This is a genomic window from Leeuwenhoekiella sp. NPDC079379 (assembly GCF_044542075.1).
In the GTDB taxonomy this organism is placed as follows: Bacteria; Bacteroidota; Bacteroidia; order Flavobacteriales; family Flavobacteriaceae; genus Leeuwenhoekiella.
On record NZ_JBITTU010000007.1, the window covers coordinates 54313 to 71618 of the forward strand.

Here is a 17306-nt window from a genome sequence, read left to right on the forward strand (position 1 = left end):
AAAAAAGGAGAAACTATTTACGGTAGATTCTCCTTTTTAATATTTTGCAAGAATACCTTAATTACGATACTTTACCACAGGACCACCCTCTTTACCTACTATAATCAGACTAGTTGTATCAAGAAATAAACCGGTTTCTACAATGCCGGGTACTTTTAGCAATTTTATTTCTAAGCTTTGAAGATCATTAACCCCTGAGATCTCAATATCTAATATATTGTTATTTTCATCTGTACGATACGGCAGCTCTTCTTTCATTCGCTGTACAGGTTTTAAACCTTCAGCTTGCAAATAATTAAAAATTTGTTTTGTAGCAAAAGGTATAACTTCAACGGGAAGCTTAAAGGCTCCTAGCTTTTGTACATCTTTACTACTATCTGCAATGATAATGTTATATGCGGTGTTCCACGCTAGTATTTTTTCACGTAGTAAGGCTCCACCACCTCCTTTTATAAGTTGAAAATCACCATCAAACTCATCTGCACCATCTATGGTGACATCTATTTTATCAACTTCATGAAGTTCAACAATGGTAATACCTAGTTCTCGCGCCAGCTTTTCTGTAGCATCAGACGAAGGTACACAGGTAAGATTCATCCCATTTTTAACAAGATCCCCTACTGCTTCAATCATATGTTTTGCAGTAGAACCGGTACCCAGTCCTACGACCATATTATCTTTTATAAATTTAACAGCTTCTAATGCAGCTTGTTTTTTCTCTTGATCGGCAGTCATTTGATTAAATCGTGTTGTGGTTTCAGTGAATAAAAATAAGTTTATTTTTTTAGCAAACGTCTATAATCTTCGGGAGTATCAATGTCTTGAATTTTATTTTTTGCATCAATTGACACCACAAAATCAGAACCTGCATTCAGTAATTCGCGTGCGCCCAAATCTCCGGAAAGCTCTTCGAGCACCTTAAAATAGCTTCTAGGAAATACCGCCGGCACCCCATTTTTAATACCATAGCCAGAGGCTATACATTTATTCTCGTGTATTTCAGCAGTATTAATTAATTGATTTAAATAATCTGTATCTATTTTAGGTTGATCTGCAAGCATCACTAAAACACAATCAAAATGGGTATCAGTTATGTGTTTAATACCAGTTGCTATACTATTTCCCAAGCCGTGCCTCCAATCGGAGTTATATAGTAAATGTATTTTTTGTGTAATACTATTTTCAATAACTTCTGCATTGGCCCCTATAACACAATAAACCGCTTTTGCTTTGGAGGCCAAAGCCTGCTTAATTGCGTGACCTAATAAGGTGCTGGTTTTATACGGGAGTAATTGCTTTGCTTTTCCCATTCTACTGGCACTTCCTGCTGCCAGAATTAAAATTGCTGTAGATTTCATAAATCTGTTTTACCCTATAAATCTACCCTTTAAAGTTTAAAATCATTTAAGATATCCTTTCCCTTTTTTGAATCTATATAAATAGGAGTTGTAGTCTAACAAACTTGTTAAGTTTTTATTAATTTAACCAAAACAAAAAAAATGTTATGCCTGTTTACAATCTAAAAGTTAATGGTAAACCGATGAGTGTCGATGCCGATCCCGATACACCACTGTTATGGATTTTAAGAGACGAACTTGATCTTGTAGGAACAAAATTTGGCTGTGGTATAGGCCAGTGTGGTGCGTGTACCATTCATATTGATGGTGCTGCAACCCGAAGCTGTTTATTACAGATAAGCTCATTAGAAAATACCGAAATCACAACTATTGAAGGCCTTTCTGAAGATGGCACGCACCCGGTGCAAGTCGCCTGGAAAGAACATGATGTACCTCAGTGTGGTTATTGCCAGGCCGGCCAGATTATGACCGCCTCTTCTTTTCTTAAGGACAATCCTGCACCTTCAGAAACCGAAATACGAGATGCTATGAGTGGCAATCTTTGCCGTTGTACATCGTATAATCGTATTGAAAAAGCGGTGGCAGATGCCGCAACTAAACTTGCCTAAACTAGTGATGATGAAAAAAGAACAAAAAATGACATTTAGCAGACGTGGGTTTATACGCACCTCTGCACTGGCAAGTGGTGGTTTATTAATAGGATTTAATTTTCTTACCGCGTGTAAAGAAGATGTGCAACTGCCTGTAGACATAGCAAATCTTAACTTTAATGATTTTAATGCGTATATACAAATAGCAGATAATGGGTATGTAACTATTTTTTCACCTAACCCAGAGATTGGACAAGGTGTAAAAACCTCTATGCCTATGATAGTAGCAGAAGAGCTTGATGTACCGTGGGAACACGTTTATGTAAAGCAAGCCGGTCTGGACACTGATAAATATAGAGGTCAGGTTGCCGGTGGTAGTCAGTCTATACGACAAAACTGGGATGTATTGAGACAAACCGGAGCCACAGCAAAACAAATGTTGATCAATGCTGCCGCTGCAAAATGGCAAATAGATGCTGCAGATGTAACTGCCTCTGCAGGTGTAATTACAAGTAAAACTGGAGAAACTCTAGGCTACGGTGATGTAGTTAAAGAAGCTGCAACTTTAGAAGTGCCTGAAGGAGTTACTTTAAAAGAGCCCAAAGATTTTAAGATAATAGGTAATGATGCTGTCAATGTAGATTTAGATAAAATCGTGACCGGTAAACCACTTTTTGGTTTAGATTATAAAAATGAGGGTATGCTTTACGCTTCGGTAATGCGTCCTCCGGCTTTTGGCCAGACCTTAGTAGATTTTGATGATACAGATTCACGCGCCGTAAGTGGTGTGAGTGATGTAATTCAATTTGGTGATAAAATAGCTGTACTCGCTAAAAATACGTGGTCTGCTATGAAAGGTAAAAAAGCATTGAAGGCGAATTGGCAAGATAATAACTTAGAAAGTACCGAAAAACATGATGCGCTTCTAATAGGTCTTTTAGATAGCAAAGAAGGTGAAGTACGTCGTGAAGATGGCGATGTCAATAAAGCATTTGCAGAAGCAGATCAGGTTTTAGAACGCACCTATGAATCGCCGTTTTTACCACATAATTGTATGGAGCCTATGAATTTTTATGCAGATGTTACTGCGGAAAGAATTCATCTTGCAGGACCAATACAAACTCCAGAAGGTACTGCGGCGCAGGTTGCTAAACTATTAGATCGTACACCCGAAGAAGTAGATTTAGAACTAACCCGCATGGGTGGTGGTTTTGGTCGCAGACTTTATGGCGATTTTGTTCTGGAAGCTGCAGAAATCTCAAGCAAAGCCGACAAACCTATAAAGTTAGTATATTCTCGTGAAGACGATATGAGTGCAGGAATTTTTAGACCTGCGATTAAATATAGAATTTCAGCTTCATTAAAAAATGGCAAAATTACCGGCTACAAACTGAAAGAAGCAGCAATAAACAGCAATATGTATGGTCTTATTCCGCACTTTTTCCCGGCGGGAGCTATTCCTAATTTAAAAATAGAAAGTGCAAATTACTCCAGTAATATAACAACAGGAGCCTGGCGCGCACCCTACACAAACTTTCTGGCTTTTGCAGAGCAAAGTTTCTTTGATGAAGTTGCAGAAGTATTAGATCAAGACCCTGTTCAGTTACGTTTAGATTTGCTAGACCAGGTTAATGAAGGAGCAGATGAGCGTATACAGTACTCAGCTTCCCGAATGAAAGAAGTGATCAAACTCGCTGCTAAAGAAGGAGACTGGGGAAATGCTCCTGAAGGTGTTTTTAAGGGTTTTTCGGCTTATTACAGTCATAACACGCACGTTGCCGAAGTCGCCGAAATACGTATGCAAAACGGAATTCCTATAGTTGAGCGCGTTACAGCAGCTGTAGATTGTGGTATCGTTGTGAATCCTACGGGTGCAAATAATCAAGTGGTAGGTGGTGTTCTAGATGGTATAGGTCACGCGATGTACGGTGATTTTACCTTTACAGATGGTAAACCCTCTTCAACAAATTTTGACACCTACCGTCTTATACGTATGCACGAGACCCCAAAAGTAGCCGTTCATTTTGTTAAAAGTGAAATTGCTCCTACCGGTCTTGGAGAGCCGGGACTTCCTCCTGCAGGTGGCGCTGTTGCAAATGCAATTAAGGCTGCAACCGGAAATCGTATTCTCAAACAGCCATTGACTAAATATATGACTGAAACAGAAACTACCGTAAAAGGATAACTTTAATGAAACTTATAAAAAAAAGAGACCTCAAATGAGGTCTCTTTTTTATGCAATTCAATTAATGAATATCAAAAACTATAGCCTATTGAAACGCTATAGTTTCTAGGTGCAATAGGATTAATACTATTGTCATCATGTACATTATAATTTAACTCATTTGTGATATTCGCAAGCTTAGCACGTATACTAATATTGTTGCTAAGGGTATATCCTAAAGTTGCATCTAACTGAAAATAATCTGAAAGTGGTATAAGCTGTCTTCCACTATCTGGATTTGTAGTTTGAAAAGACCTTCCTGCAAAACGAGTTCCGAAGTACGAACTTACAACTCCTAGATTTAAGCCATTTAAAGCACCACTGTTTATAGTGTAATTAGCACTTAAGTTAGCTGTATTTTTAGGATTGTATCTAAATAAACTTCCTACAATATAGATATTAGATTCAGTATACTTCATCTCATTAAAACTGTAACCTGCCATAAGACGTAAACCTTTAGTAGGATATGCTGTAATATCAACTTCAACACCTTTACTTTCAGTAGCACCCGCAAGTTCCTGCACGTTATTATCTGTCAAAGACGTTTGTGCCAGATTGCTGTTTTTAATAATGTAACCAGTGATATTCAGAAGTAATTTGCTTCCGAAGAATTCATTCTTAAGACCTACTTCATACTGGTCTATAATTGAGGGTTCTAAAGCCTCTCCATTAATATCAAGACCTGTATTTGTCTCAAAAGAGTTAGCATAACTCGCAAAGATCGAGTTGTGTCGTGTAGGTTGAAGAATTAAACCAAATCTTGGCGTAAAAGCATCGTCATACAAATTAGTTACTGTTGTGTTCCCACTCGGGTAATTTGTGATCTCACTTTCTGTATCCTGATAGGTATAGCGCATACCGGCTAATACTTTTACATAATCATTAATTGCTATCAAATCCTGAATATAGATACCAAATCGTGAAACCGGAGTTGTGGTAAGTCTGCTTTGATCAAGATCTGGAATATCATTTCTAAAATTTGCATAATCAGGATTAAAAATATTGATCACGTCGTAGAAGTTTTCGCCATTATCCTGCTCTGAAAAGGAGTTGAAACGCGTGTCTTTTGTTTTATAATTCTCAACATCTGCACCTATTAAAAACTGATGTTTTAAGAAACCTGTATTGAATAAACCTTTTAAATCTAGCTGATTGATGTTATAGTTATCACGAGTATCTCTCTTCTGAAGATTGCGCTGCCAATCTCCATTTTCCTGCACCGTACCTCCTGAAGTATTGGGTCTAGTATTTGAAAATAAATTGGTATTGTAATGACGAAACGAATTTATATAGGTCAAGCCCCAATTATCTGAAAATTGATGATTTAAAGTTGCCGTAACAGAAACCTGTTCAGAATCAAAATATCCCCACTTAACCCCTACAAATTGATCTCTGGGAAGATCTACTAACTGATAATTGATTATCCCTGCCCCAAAATCTGGTGTGCGCGAATCATTTGTATAATCTGCCTCAATTAAAAGATTAGTCTTATCTCCTAGTTTAAATAATAATGAAGGATTGAAATAATAGGTATCTGAAGAAACAAATTTTCTAAAACTATCTGCAGAAGCATATGAGCCGTTTAATCTAAAAGCAACCGTTTCAGAATCATTTAATGCTCCGTAAATATCAAATGTGGGCTTAACAAGGTTGAAGCTGCCAAAAGTAATATCTACCTTTCCTCCAAAATCAAAACGCGGTTTTTTAGTAATTAAATTTAAAATACCCCCGGCTTCAACATTACCAAAAAGAATAGCAGCGCTTCCTTTTAAAATTTCTGCCTGCTCAATACCGCTGGTCTCCAACTTCATTCCATTAAAATAACGCACTCCGTTTTTAAACGTATTGCTGCTTCCTAAACTATAACCGCGAGAAGCAATCTCTTCTTGATAACCACCTGTATTCCCCATAATATAAACCCCATTTGCATTCTTCAAAATATCGGTTAAGGAATTCACTTGTTGGTTTTCTAAGGTTTGTTGCGAAATAACCGCAGCACTTTGTGGCAAATCTAAAGGTCGTATACCCGCTTTAGCAGCATTGGGAGTTTTGTTAAATAAACTTCCGGAAACGATAACTTCATTTAGTTGATTGTTTGCTTCTTTTAATTGTATTACAGGAATTTGAGTCGTTTCTCCTGCACTAATAATTGCCGATACTTGTGCCGGCTGAAATCCTAAATGAGAAATTCTTAAAACATATTTTCCGGGCTTTAAATTTTCAATTACATAAAAACCTTCCTCATTTGTAATTGCATATTTGTTTGTATCATCAATTGTAATAGTGACTCCATCAACAACTGTATTGTTTGGAGATTTGATTTGCCCAGATAATTTTCCGTCCTGAGCCCATATACAGCAAGACATGAATAAAATACTCATTAAAAACTGAAACTTCAATTGCATCTTTGTTTAGATTAATTAAAAATAATGCGCGAAGCTAAAACTAGAAATGAATTTAAGCAAGCTTATTTAGACTAAATATGCTTAATAAGATAAAATTAAATTATTGAGGATATTTATTTCGATAAAAATCAGTCTTTTATGAAGAAAAATAATTGAATTTTGAAAGTATAAGTATTAAATATTCTAAAAGTTTATAGAAGATTTTGGTGAGAATAAAATTATATAAGCGTTGTATTAAATAGATAGCCTATAAGTGCTGTAGCTACCATTGCCAGAGTACCCCACAACGTGATTCTCAAGATAGCCGCTAGCATACTCGAACCTCCGGTTTTTGCAGCAACTGCTCCTAATACAATTAAAAAAAGAAGTGCAGAGGCATATTGTATATATTCCATATAGGCAACAGGCGCTATAAAGGCAACCAGTACGGGTAGCCCACCTCCTACTGTAAATGCAGCCCCGCTCGAAAATGCAGCCTGTAACGGCTTAGCCTGAGTTATCTCGTGCATTCCTAACTCATCACGGGCGTGTGCTTCGAGAGCATTGTGTGCCGTTAATTGCTTTGCAACCTCAAGTGCTGTGGCTTCTGTGAGACCGCGATCGATATAGATTCTTTTTAATTCGTGTAATTCTTCATCAGGCATCGTTTCCAGTTCGTTTATTTCACGTTCCAGATCGGCCTTTTCAATATCACTTTGCGAACTTACAGACACATACTCGCCTGCTGCCATAGATAAGGCTCCGGCAACAATACCTGCAACCCCGGCAAGAATAATAGGCTCGCGAGTAGTGCTCGCAGCCGCCACCCCTATAATCAGACTCGCTGTAGAGAGAATTCCGTCGTTTGCACCCAGTACCGCAGCGCGCAACCAGCCACTGCGATGTGCATAATGATCTTCAGTTTGCATATTGCTAAATTAAACCAATATATGCTGTATAAAAGGTATAAATTGATTTTAGATACTTTCCAAATAGCTTCTAAAAATATTTAGATTAGCTTCAGATTTAATAAATTGCTTCTCCTAAATTCTATTCTTATGACTCTTGTTTTTGCTACACATAACCCTAATAAACTTCGAGAAATACAGGCATTAATGCCAGATTCAATTCAGCTTAAAAGTCTAACAGATATAGGTTGTACCGAAGATATTATAGAAGATGCACCTACCATAATAGGCAATGCTTTACTAAAAGCCAGATATGTAAAACAAAAATATGGTTATGATTGCTTTGCAGACGATACCGGCTTAGAAGTTGAAGCTTTAGATGGTGCTCCCGGCGTCTATAGTGCGCGTTATGCCGGTGAGCAAAAAGATGCTAACGATAATATTGATAAACTGCTCTCTGAACTTAAAACTAAAGAAAACCGAAAAGCTCATTTTAAAACTGTGATTGCACTTATTATTGATCAAAAAGAAATTTGCTTTGAAGGAATTTGCAATGGTGAGATTACATTGGGCAGAACGGGTTCAGAAGGTTTTGGTTACGACCCCGTTTTTAAACCTGAAGGTTATGAGGAAACCTTTGCTCAAATGCCACTCTCTTTAAAAAACAAAATAGGACACCGCGGAAAAGCTACTGAAAAACTAATTATTTCACTTCAAAATTCTCAATGATTAGCGTTTTTTTTCAATAATGGAGATTTTTAATTAACCCCACACAAAACAATTAGTTGCTAAACTTTTGATTTACAGTGAACTAAATCATAACATACTTCTACTTCTTCTTACATTTATTAACATTATCTTTGCAGCCTCTTAAATCAACGTTGATTGAAGATAATTTTTTTATATGAGTACATTTAAAGCGTTAGGACTTAATGATGCCATCTTGCAAGCTGTAACCGATATGGGTTTTACAGAGCCTTCAGAAGTGCAAGAAAAAGCCATCCCAGTCCTATTACGCGAGGCAACAGACGTAGTTGCACTCGCCCAGACAGGAACAGGTAAAACGGCAGCATTTGGTTTTCCGCTTATTCAAAAAGTAGATGCAACCAGTCGCAAAACACAGGGATTAATAATCTCTCCAACTCGTGAACTATGTCTACAAATTACAAACGAACTTAAAAGCTATTCTAAATATGTTAAGGGTTTAAATACCGTTGCTGTTTATGGAGGAGCTAACATACAAGAACAAGCCCGTCAGATTTCGCGTGGTGCTCAAATAATCGTTGCAACGCCGGGTCGTATGCAAGATATGATGCGACGTAATCTGGTAGATATTTCAGGAATTGATTTTTGTATTCTTGATGAAGCAGATGAGATGCTTAATATGGGATTCTATGAGGATATAACAACTATTCTTGCAGACACTCCTAAAAACAAACAAACCTGGTTATTTTCGGCCACTATGCCTAAAGAGGTTGCTCGCATCGCTAAGCAATTTATGAATGACCCTATAGAAATTACGGTAGGAACCAAGAATATGGGTGCTGAAAATGTTTCGCACGAATATTATATGGTTAACGCCCGTGATCGTTATCAGGCTTTAAAACGTCTGGCAGATGCTAATCCTGAAATTTTCTCAGTTGTATTTTGTCGTACTAAACGCGATACTCAGAAAGTAGCTGAACAACTTATAGAAGACGGTTACAATGCTTCTGCATTGCACGGAGATTTAAGTCAAAATCAACGTGATCTGGTTATGAAAAGCTTTAGAGCACGTCAAATACAAATGCTTGTTGCTACAGATGTTGCTGCACGTGGTATTGACGTAGATGATATTACGCACGTAATCAACTACCAATTACCAGATGAAATAGAAACCTATACGCACCGTAGTGGTCGTACAGGACGTGCCGGTAAAACTGGTATTTCTATGGTTATCGTTTCAAAAAGCGAAGTACGTAAGGTTAGAACTTTAGAAAAAATAATCAACAAAAAATTCATTCAAAAAGATATTCCTACAGGGATGGAAATTTGTGAAGTACAGTTAATGCACCTTGCAAATGATATTCGCAATACCACGATTAACGAGGAAATCAACCCCTATCTTTTTAGTATAAATGAAGTTCTTGAAGGTTTAAGCCGTGAAGAACTTATAAAGAAAGTATTTTCGGTAGAATTTACACGTTTCTTTAACTACTACAAAAAGACGAAAGATCTTAATGCAGGAGTAGTTGCAGATATGAAAGAAGATTCTGGTGAGTCTACACGTTATTTTATAAACGTAGGACAGCGTGATGGTTTTGACTGGATGAGTTTAAAAGACTTCTTAAAAGATCTAACAGGATTAGGTGAAGGTATATATAAAGTTGATTGTAAAGACTCGTTTTCATTTTTTAATACAGATACAGAACATAAGGAAGCAATTTTAGCTTTATTTGAAGACTTTAATCTTAAAGGTCGCTCAGTACACGTAGAAATCACCAAAGACACCAGAAGCGGTGGCGGCGGTGGCGGCAAACGCAAACGTAACGATCGCAGAAGTGGTCCCTCTGGCGGAGGTGGCGGCGGTAGACGCAGAGATGATTCTGGAGGTGACGACGGTTTTAAAAAACGTAGATCTTCTGGAGGTGGAAGCGGCAGAGATCGTAACAGCAGCAGCGAGCGAAGCGGTGGTGAACGTAGAGGTAAAAGTAAACCAGCAGGAGAACGTGAAAATAAAAGCCCGTTTTCAGGAAAAAGAAGAAGACGCGACCGTTAATTGACTATTAATTTTATAAGTATTGTCACGTTTGGTATGATTTTATCGTCTCTTTTTCTAAATTGAAAGCTATATGAAGAAGATTTTTATACTACTCCTGTGTGTTGTTTTACCCGGAGCTATTTTTGCGCAACAGGTTACTTCAGACGAGGCTGAAGAAAGTATCATTGAAGGTACTGTAATAAACGCCTCTACAGATCAGGCACTCGAAGGAGTAAATATTATAAACCTTAATACTGTAAAAGGAACCACAACTGGTACAGACGGAACATTTAAAATCAGGGCATCTTCTACAGATACCCTGTTTTTTTCTTTTTTAGGTTTTAAAACCTTACAAGTACGTGTTACCAATGACTGGAAACGTTTTGGAGATGTAAAGGTAAAGATGACCGAAACCGGGATTGCTCTAGAGGAAGTAGTAGTTAAGAATATAGAGCTTACGGGGTATCTCGAGATTGATGCACGTAACGTTCCTGTTTATAAAAATGTACGATACAGTATATCTGGCTTAGACACGGCTTATGAAGCAGGTAATTCTCAGCCTGGCGCTATTAATAAGGTATTAAGTGCCATATTTAATCCGGCAGATTTTCTAAATAAAGTCTTCTCAAATAAAAGCTCCCAAATGCGGAAGCTTAGACAAATGAAGGAAGACGATAATATTAGAAATCTTCTAGTTACTAAATTTGACCGAGAAACACTTTCTGCATTATTACAAGTTCCCAAAGAAGATATTGAAGCGATTTTAGGACGTTGTGATTATTCGCAGAGTTTTGTAAAGTCGGCAAATGACCTCCAAATATTAGATGCTTTAAGCAGCTGTTATGAAGAGTATAAAGTGCTCAATAGAGATAAGTAACTAAGACATTTAGATGCAAATAAAATAGCCTTTATATGATAAGCATATAAAGGCTATTTTATTTTACCTTACTATTAAAGTGCTCAATTAGTTGATCGTAATTTTTAAGATTACGAGTTAACCACAGATCCTTGATTTGAGTAATGTCTGCAGGTTTTAAAACCCAATCTAGATTTGAATTGCGCAAACGTTGAGTTAATTCTTGTAATAAAATAGCAGCGCATACAGATATATTTAAGCTCTGGGTAAAACCAAATGTTGGAATATAGATGTACTCATCTGCTGCCTCTATAACGGTATCAGTAAGGCCATCTTTTTCACTTCCGAAGAATAAAACAGTAGGTTGATCTAATTTAAAATCTTCAAGTTTATGAGCTGTGTGATGCGGAGTAGTAGCTACAATTTTATAACCTTTACTTTTTAAACTACTTAGCGCTTCTTTTGTACTGTCATATCTGTAAACGCTCGTCCATTTCTGCGCTCCCATCGCAATCTCGCGATCTATTCGTTTTCCTTTAAGTTCTTCTATCACGTGTACATCCTGTACACCAAATGCATCGCAACTACGCATCACAGCACTTGTATTATGCAAATGCCCTACATCTTCTATAGCAACCGTTAAAAAGCGTGTACGTTGCTCTAGGACCTCTTTAAATAGCTGCTGGCGTCGTGGTGTTAGGTAAGATTCTAGGTACTCTGTTAATTCTAAATTCATGATGTCTAAAAATAAAAAAACCCGGCCAATTGGCCGGGTTTTAAATTCAATATTTGGGTTTTTTACTGAACGTTTGACCCTACGTTACCCTGTGCTATTAAAGTAGCCAGATTAGTTGCACTTAAGTGTACATTAACATAACCGTCAATAGCAATCATTTGATCATAAGTGATTGCCGCACCATCTGCACCATTGTATTTTGATACGTTAGTTTTACTAATACCATCAACTCCCATTACATTAGTAAGTGAAATTAAAATATCACCAGGAGCTTCTGCTACAGAACCTGCATGTATATGTGCAGGATGATCTCCACCCACAGTAGTACCTGCTAGGTCTATAGTAACTAGAGTTTCATCATTAACACGCTCTTCAAACTTTACTGTACCATTAATCATTGGGTTAGAAACCGAATTTAAAACATACGTCTTACTCGTTCCTGTCAACTCATTTTGACCTATATCACCTTGAGCGACGATAGTGCTAAGCTGTGCACCAGAACCTAAATGTACATTGATGTACCCATCAAATTCTAGTAAATCATCATAGCTCACATCTTCACCAGCATTTGGAGTTGCTGCCGCATCATCACCATTAAGACCCTCTACCTGAGCAGCACCCATACCTGTTGTACCATCTACCATTCCTAAAGTGATAAGAATCGCACCAGTCTCTGCTGCAGTATTTGCATGTATGTGGGCAGGATGCATACCACCATCTGGAGTACCATTCAACATCAATTCAACAAGAGTTGTACCATCTTTACGCTCAGAAAATAATGCTGAACCATTGATTGTTGCAACATCTGCAGAACCCAAAACATAAGTTTTTGTATTTCCAGTTAACTCATTAGCACCTATATCTGTTTGAGAAACTACGGTAGCTAATTGAGCATCAGGACCTAAATGTATATTTATGTACCCGTCAAAATCGAGTAAGTCTTCATAAGTAACGGCCGTCTCGTCATTAAGTGCCGCTACATTAGTCATACTTAAACCTGTATCACCATTAACACCCTGAAGACTTACAACAATTGCGCCGGTCTCAACTGCACTATTTGCGTGAATGTGAGCCGGGTGAGTAGCCCCTGCTATTGTATTTTCAACATCTAATATTATTAAAGAAGTACTATCTGCACGCATTGAAAAAGTTGCCGTACCCTTAATATCTGCATCAGTCTTCGCCTTAAGCATATATTCTTTAGTATCTACAATTTCATTTTGACCTATGTCCCCTTGAGCAACGATTGTGCTTAATTGAGTCGCACTTAGATGCACGTTGATATAACCATCAAATTCAAGTAAGTCATCATAGCTTACGGCCGCACCAGCGTTAGGTGTACCATCTGTACCATTTAAAGCTGTAACATCTGTCTTACTTAAACCAGTATCACCTATTACAGTAGCAAGAGATACAACAATCGCTCCGTTGTCTAGTGTTGTACCTGCATGTATATGTGCAGGATGCATACCACCATCTGGTGTACCATCTATGTCAAGTGTTACCAAAGTTTTTCCACTCACGCGCTCTTCAAATAAAGCTATTCCATCAATGCCATCTACATCTTTTGTAAATAAAGTATACTCTTTAGATTCTCCGGTTAAGTCATTTTGACCTATATCTCCTTGAGCCAGTAATGTTCCTAGGTTATCTGCACTAGCGTGTACATTAATATAACCATCAAAAGCAATCAAGTCAGCATAAGAAAGCGCAGACCCATCATTTGTAGCTGTTATATTTGTCAAACTTCTACGTGTTGCGCCATCAACAGGAGTCAAGTCGACAACAATATCACCTCCTTCAAGAGCTGTACCTGCATGTATATGAGCAGGATGCGAGCCACTTGTTGTCCCATCCATTAGGATGCTAACATCAGTAGAACCGTCCAATTTTTCTGTAAATGTAACAGTACCACTAATGTCTGGATTTGATACTGAGGCCAAATCGTACGTTGTAATATTTCCCGTTGCCTCACCAGGAATAACGTCAATACCATCATCATCGCTGTTACAACCTACAAGCGATAAAAGTGTAAATGCTAGTAAATAAATTTTTTTCATAAAAGTATGTTTTTTTAGAATTATTGCAATTATAATGAATAATAAGTGATTTTTATACGAATAATCTAACAATACTCTATCTTTAAGAACTAACCCTCAAAGCTAAAATGGCGCTAATTTTTTAAATAAATATTTAAACACCTCTTTCCCAGGCGATAAGGCGAAGTATTATTTCTGATTATTTAAAATCTATCTAGTAAATTTTAATATCAAACTATTATTATTTTAATTTATAATTTTAAACACAAATAACATTTTGAAAAATATTGTCGTACTCTCAGGTGCAGGGATTAGTGCAGAAAGTGGTCTTAAAACTTTTAGAGATGCAAACGGTTTATGGGAAGGTCATGATGTTATGGAAGTTGCCAGTCCCGAAGGTTGGTCTAAAAATCAAGAACTGGTATTAGATTTTTACAATCAACGCCGACGGCAACTTAAAACGGTACAGCCCAATGCTGCACACAAAGCTTTGGTTGCTCTTGAAGCTAATTACAATATTGACATAATTACTCAAAATGTTGATGATTTACATGAACGGGCCGGCAGCAGTGCTGTAGTACATCTGCATGGCGAACTTTTAAAAGCCCGAAGTACTGCCGACGAAAGCATTGTTTTAGATTGGAATACTGATATTATAACCGGTGATCGCTGTTCAAAAAACAGCCAGTTGCGCCCGCATATTGTTTGGTTCGGAGAGATGGTTCCTTTACTAGACACTGCTGCAGCACTGGTGTCTCAAGCTCATTATATTATAATTGTGGGTACTTCTATGCAGGTTTATCCTGCAGCAGGATTAATTGATTATGCTAAACAAGATGCTACAATCTATTTTATAGATCCAAAGCCCAGCATCAACTCCCGTAAGAATCTTAACGTTATTGCTGAAAAAGCTACTATAGGTATTCCTACTGTGGTTGAGGAATTGATGAATAGCTAAGTCGTGCAGCTTTTACCCAATTAATAATAGCCTCAGCCTGTGCAGCGCTCAACTTTGCATCTTGATGAATTAACGTATACGAATCTAGCGGCATCTCGTTCTTTTCAATCTCTTCAAGAACTTCTTCTAATTTATGATCTTTTCGCTTTGCTGTATAATTTCCCCAATCTGCAAAGTTTAAATGTTCTTTTCCTTCCTCTACATGATCTGCAAGAAAGAAACTTACAGGTGCCAGATTTGCATACCAGGGATACTGTGTTTGATTGCTATGACAATCATAGCAGGATGTTTTTAAAATGCCAGCAACCTGCTGAGAAGGTCTCGTTTCAGCAAGAAAAGGTTCTAATGATTCATAGCCTTCTTCATTTTTTTCAACAGGAAAAAATTGAATTACAATGAGAACCACAAGAGCCAACTTAAGAAAACGTTTAATCCAGATCATTTTTTTATTTTTAAGCCCCATAAACTTAGGCAATAAATGGATACTGCCCACTGGGATTATCTACTATCTCAAACCTGCGCTTCCCGAAGCAGCAGATACTCTCACGCAAAAGTTTTACTTCAAAATGAAAATCTGTTAGCTTTTACTTTAGCGTGTATTTCTGAAAAAAAATCTGAAAACCATATTAAGGCTGCCTGGGTTTTAGAAATGGCTCTCCGAGAAAAAATTCAGTTTCTAATACCTCAACTCGATTTATTTTTTGAAGTAGCTCAAAATTTAACTAACAATGCTACGAAGCGCTCTTTCTCAAAAATTTTTGAATTACTTACCGAAACACACTACATAAAAAAACAAGAATTACTGAATAGTGCACAAAAGACCTTACTCGTAACTTTGTGTTTTGATCTATTAATCGCAAAGGAGAAAGTTGCTGCTCAAGTTTATGCAATGCAAAGTCTTTTTTATTTAAGTACAGATTTTAAATGGGTTAAAAATGAATTACAATTACAGTTAGAGTTGATGTATCCTAATGCAAAACCTGGTGTAAAATCACGCACAAAGAAGATTTTGAAAGCTTTAAAACGCTCGTAATAGATTCTACTTACGCATTCTTTCTATTTGAGGTTTGTTACTAGCTTTGAGCTATGTATCTTTGCCGTTTAAATTAAAAACTAATTATGTCGCTATCTTCATTAGAAGCTGTATCACCTATAGACGGTAGATATTCAAATAAAACGGAAGTATTATCAGCCTTTTTTTCTGAAAAAGCACTTATAAAATACCGAATTAAAGTAGAAGTAGAATATTTCATTGCGCTTTGTGAAATTCCGTTACCACAGTTGGCTGATTTCCCAAAGAAACATTACGCAGATTTAAGAGGTATTTATGAAGATTTTACTACAGAAGATGCAGAACATGTTAAAAATATTGAACAGGTAACCAACCACGATGTAAAGGCTGTCGAGTACTTTATTAAGGAGAAGTTTGATGCGTTGGGTCTTACAACATCAAAAGAGTTCATACATTTTGGCCTTACTTCTCAGGATATAAATAACACCGCAATACCGCTTAGTCTAAAAGACGCGACCAATCAGGTTTATTTACCGCAGCTTCTTGAAGTTTTAGATCACCTTAAACAACTTGCAGATGAGTGGGAAACGATACCTATGCTTGCACGTACTCACGGTCAACCCGCTTCACCTACACGTTTAGGTAAAGAAATAGAAGTGTTTGTAGTGCGCCTTGAAGAGCAAATACGTTTACTTAAAGACATTCCTAGCGCTGCAAAATTTGGTGGTGCAACCGGAAATTATAATGCACACCACGTAGCTTATCCACAGATTAACTGGAAGAATTTTGGAACTTCTTTTGTTAGCGGAACTTTAAAACTGCACCACTCCTTCCCTACTACTCAAATTGAGCACTACGATCATATGGCTGCTCTTTTTGATACTATGAAGCGCATAAATACAATTCTGGTAGATCTAAATAGAGATTTCTGGCAATACATCTCTATGGAATATTTTAAACAAAAAATAAAAAAAGGAGAAGTTGGTTCTTCTGCAATGCCACATAAAGTGAATCCTATAGATTTTGAAAACAGTGAAGGGAATCTAGGAATAGCAAATGCCCTTTTTGAACATCTTTCTACAAAATTACCCATATCAAGATTACAACGGGATCTAACAGACAGTACAGTTTTACGTAATATTGGTGTACCTCTAGGTCATACCATAATTGGTTTTCAGAGCACATTAAAAGGCTTAAACAAACTACTTTTAAATGAAGGCAAGTTTGCTAAAGATCTTGAGAATAACTGGGCTGTAGTTGCAGAAGCGATACAAACTATTTTAAGAAGGGAAGGCTATCCAAACCCTTATGAAGCTTTAAAAGGTCTGACTCGTACTAACGAGGTAATTAATCAAGCTTCTATGCACGCGTTTATAGACACTTTAGAAACAAGTGATGCTATAAAGCAAGAACTCAAAGCTATAACTCCTGCAAATTATACAGGCATCTAAACCCTTATGAAAATATCACTAAATCTGGTACTGGTACTTGGGCTATATAT

General features: G+C 37.1%; 15 protein-coding genes. 8 read left to right on the plus strand and 7 right to left on the minus strand.

Annotation, left to right across the window (positions count from 1 at the left end; translation table 11 throughout):
- Positions 1-57: 57 nt before the first annotated feature.
- Positions 58-735, minus strand: a complete 678-nt coding sequence (gene rpiA, locus ACIGAM_RS13585; protein WP_396511990.1) for a ribose-5-phosphate isomerase RpiA — start codon at positions 733-735, stop codon at positions 58-60.
- 41 nt (positions 736-776) lie between these two features.
- A complete protein-coding gene (locus ACIGAM_RS13590; protein ID WP_396511991.1) occupies positions 777-1358 on the minus strand; it encodes an NTP transferase domain-containing protein in 582 nt (193 codons plus the stop codon).
- Between the two features lie 146 nt (positions 1359-1504).
- On the opposite strand from ACIGAM_RS13590, the gene ACIGAM_RS13595 reads away from it, so the two are divergent.
- Together ACIGAM_RS13595 and ACIGAM_RS13600 are read left to right on the plus strand one after the other, a co-directional pair.
- On the plus strand, positions 1505-1966 hold the full coding sequence (locus ACIGAM_RS13595) for a (2Fe-2S)-binding protein (RefSeq protein ID WP_396511992.1): 462 nt from the start codon (positions 1505-1507) through the stop codon (positions 1964-1966).
- A gap of 10 nt (positions 1967-1976) precedes the next feature.
- Complete coding sequence (locus tag ACIGAM_RS13600; RefSeq protein ID WP_396512151.1) at positions 1977-4133, plus strand: molybdopterin cofactor-binding domain-containing protein; 2157 nt, start codon at positions 1977-1979, stop codon at positions 4131-4133.
- 71 nt (positions 4134-4204) lie between these two features.
- Here the strand turns inward: ACIGAM_RS13600 and ACIGAM_RS13605 are convergent, their stop codons facing one another.
- Together ACIGAM_RS13605 and ACIGAM_RS13610 are read right to left on the minus strand one after the other, a co-directional pair.
- Complete coding sequence (locus ACIGAM_RS13605; protein WP_396511993.1) at positions 4205-6577, minus strand: TonB-dependent siderophore receptor; 2373 nt, start codon at positions 6575-6577, stop codon at positions 4205-4207.
- A gap of 218 nt (positions 6578-6795) precedes the next feature.
- On the minus strand, positions 6796-7485 hold the full coding sequence (locus ACIGAM_RS13610; protein ID WP_396511994.1) for a VIT family protein: 690 nt from the start codon (positions 7483-7485) through the stop codon (positions 6796-6798).
- Positions 7486-7614: 129 nt separating this feature from the next.
- Between ACIGAM_RS13610 and ACIGAM_RS13615 the strand changes: the two genes are divergently transcribed.
- The 3 genes from ACIGAM_RS13615 to ACIGAM_RS13625 all read left to right on the plus strand — a co-directional run bounded on the left by ACIGAM_RS13615 (position 7615) and on the right by ACIGAM_RS13625 (position 11081).
- Complete coding sequence (locus ACIGAM_RS13615) at positions 7615-8193, plus strand: non-canonical purine NTP diphosphatase (protein WP_396511995.1); 579 nt, start codon at positions 7615-7617, stop codon at positions 8191-8193.
- A gap of 175 nt (positions 8194-8368) precedes the next feature.
- Entirely contained in the window at positions 8369-10222 is a 1854-nt protein-coding gene (locus tag ACIGAM_RS13620; protein WP_396511996.1) for a DEAD/DEAH box helicase, read from the plus strand.
- 73 nt (positions 10223-10295) lie between these two features.
- Complete coding sequence (locus ACIGAM_RS13625) at positions 10296-11081, plus strand: carboxypeptidase-like regulatory domain-containing protein (protein ID WP_396511997.1); 786 nt, start codon at positions 10296-10298, stop codon at positions 11079-11081.
- A gap of 58 nt (positions 11082-11139) precedes the next feature.
- Here ACIGAM_RS13625 and ACIGAM_RS13630 read toward each other — a convergent pair whose 3' ends face one another.
- Both ACIGAM_RS13630 and ACIGAM_RS13635 read right to left on the minus strand, forming a co-directional pair.
- A complete protein-coding gene (locus tag ACIGAM_RS13630; protein WP_396511998.1) occupies positions 11140-11796 on the minus strand; it encodes a TrmH family RNA methyltransferase in 657 nt (218 codons plus the stop codon).
- A 62-nt stretch (positions 11797-11858) separates the two neighbouring features.
- Complete coding sequence (locus ACIGAM_RS13635; RefSeq protein WP_396511999.1) at positions 11859-13856, minus strand: CHRD domain-containing protein; 1998 nt, start codon at positions 13854-13856, stop codon at positions 11859-11861.
- A 256-nt stretch (positions 13857-14112) separates the two neighbouring features.
- On the opposite strand from ACIGAM_RS13635, the gene ACIGAM_RS13640 reads away from it, so the two are divergent.
- Positions 14113-14793 carry an SIR2 family NAD-dependent protein deacylase gene (locus ACIGAM_RS13640; protein ID WP_396512000.1) on the plus strand — a complete coding sequence of 227 codons (681 nt, stop codon included), beginning with the start codon at positions 14113-14115 and terminating at the stop codon, positions 14791-14793.
- Here the strand turns inward: ACIGAM_RS13640 and ACIGAM_RS13645 are convergent.
- A complete protein-coding gene (locus ACIGAM_RS13645; protein WP_396512001.1) occupies positions 14762-15235 on the minus strand; it encodes a heme-binding domain-containing protein in 474 nt (157 codons plus the stop codon). The two genes, ACIGAM_RS13640 and ACIGAM_RS13645, sit on opposite strands and share 32 nt — an antisense overlap.
- Before the next feature lie 36 nt (positions 15236-15271).
- Between ACIGAM_RS13645 and ACIGAM_RS13650 the strand changes: the two genes are divergently transcribed.
- The gene (locus tag ACIGAM_RS13650) at positions 15272-15826 is read left to right on the plus strand and encodes a hypothetical protein (RefSeq protein ID WP_396512002.1); all 555 of its coding nucleotides are present in this window, start codon (positions 15272-15274) and stop codon (positions 15824-15826) included.
- A gap of 86 nt (positions 15827-15912) precedes the next feature.
- The gene (purB, locus tag ACIGAM_RS13655) at positions 15913-17256 is read left to right on the plus strand and encodes an adenylosuccinate lyase (protein WP_396512003.1); all 1344 of its coding nucleotides are present in this window, start codon (positions 15913-15915) and stop codon (positions 17254-17256) included.
- Positions 17257-17306 lie beyond the last annotated feature (50 nt).